At 73.5% G+C, this 1,690-nt stretch carries 1 protein-coding gene; it reads left to right on the forward strand.

Going from position 1 to position 1,690, the window contains the following annotated elements; translation table 11 throughout:
- Positions 1–1,572 (forward strand): PD-(D/E)XK nuclease family protein (locus tag FRW57_RS21300; protein ID WP_203230472.1); only part of this gene is annotated, 1,572 nt, incomplete at its 5' end.
- Positions 1,573–1,690: the final 118 nt, after the last annotated feature.

Here is a 1,690-nt window from a genome sequence, read left to right on the forward strand (position 1 = left end):
GAGTCCGGCGTGCGCCGGTGGGCTCCGGGGGTCACCGCTGAGACGGTCCTCTGGGCGATGTGGCGGGCGACCCGCCTGGGGGAGGCCTGGGCCCGCACGGCGCTCGACGGCGGCCTGTCCGGCGCGCGCGCCGACCGTGACCTGGACGCGGTGGTGGCCCTCTTCGACGCCGCTGCCCGGTATGTCGACCGGTTGCCCCAGATGGGGCCGGGCGGGTTCCTGGAGCACATCCGCGGGCAGGACGTCGCGGGGGACACCCTCGTCGCGCGGGCCCCGAGCGAGCACACCGTCGCGCTCGTCACGGCGCAGGGAGCGGCGGGACGGGAGTGGCGGTTCGTCGTCGTCGCGGGGGTGCAGGAGGGCGTCTGGCCCGACCTGCGCCTGCGGGGCTCGTTGCTGGGGTCCGAACGGCTGGTCGACGTGCTGACCGGACGCGGCCAGTCGCTGCGGGCGGCGCAGGCGGCCGTCCGCTATGACGAGACCCGGGCCTTCCTCACCGCAGTGAGCCGCGCGAGAGAGCGGTTGCTGGTCACTGCCGTGCGCAGCGAGGACGAACAGCCTTCGGTCTACCTCGACCTCGTCGACCCACTCGACGACGAGGCGGATCGTGACTTCGCACCCGTGCCGCGCCCTGCGACGCTGCCCGGCGTGGTCGCCGAGCTGCGACGGGAGCTCGTGTCAGGGACCGACGAGCAACGTGAGGTGGCGGCCGCACAGCTGGCCCGGCTGGCAGCCGAGGAGGTGCGTGGCGCCGACCCGGCCGCCTGGTGGGCGCTCACCGACGTCAGCGACGACCGACCGTTGCGGCCGGTTGGTGCCGTGGTCAGCGTGTCTCCTTCTCGCATCGAGGGATTCGCCGACTGCGGCCTGAGGTGGCTCCTGGTCACCTGTGGTGGTGACGGGCCCGACCAGGGCGCGGCCAACATCGGCACGCTGATCCACGACATCGCCGCCGAGCTGGACGACGTCGACGAGCCCACCCTCGCTGCCGAGGTCGAGGCACGCTGGTCCCGGCTCGGGCTGCCGGACAGCTGGGTCTCACGCAAGCAGAAGTCGGAGGCCCTGGAGATGGTGGGCCGGCTGGCGCGCTACTACCGCGAGGCCCGGAAGGAGGGCTGGCAGCGGGCCGGCACCGAGCTCGACCTGCAGGTGCAGCTCGGCCGTGCGCTGCTGCGCGGACGGGTCGACCGCATCGAGACCCACCCCGAGCACGGGGTGCGCGTGATCGACCTCAAGACGGGCGGCCGCAAGCCACCCGCCGACGACCTGCCCCGGCACCCGCAACTGGGTGCCTACCAGGTGGCGATCGAGCACGGCGCCTTCGAGGAGGCCGGCGACGTATCCGCAGGTGCGGCCCTGTTGCAGATCGGCAAGGCCTCGTTGAAGAACACCACGCTGCAGGAGCAGGATCCGCTGGCGCGGGGCGATGACCCGGCATGGGCGGAGGAGCTCGTGCTGGAGACGGCGGAGGGGATGGCCGCGCCGACTGTCCTGGCCACGATCGGCGACGGTTGCACGCGGTGCCCGGTCCGCACGAGCTGCCCGTTGCAGCCAGAGGGGAGGGCGATCTGATGCATCTGTTGCGCGAAGAGCTGATCTCCAGCGAGCCCGGGGCTGTGCGCGAGGAGCGCGTCCGGCGTGCTCCGGTGCGCTCCGCTGCGCAGATCGCGGCCGCGCTCGGCGGGCCGCC

The organism is Segeticoccus rhizosphaerae (assembly GCF_009192725.1).
Lineage (GTDB): Bacteria > Actinomycetota > Actinomycetes > Actinomycetales > Dermatophilaceae > Segeticoccus > Segeticoccus rhizosphaerae.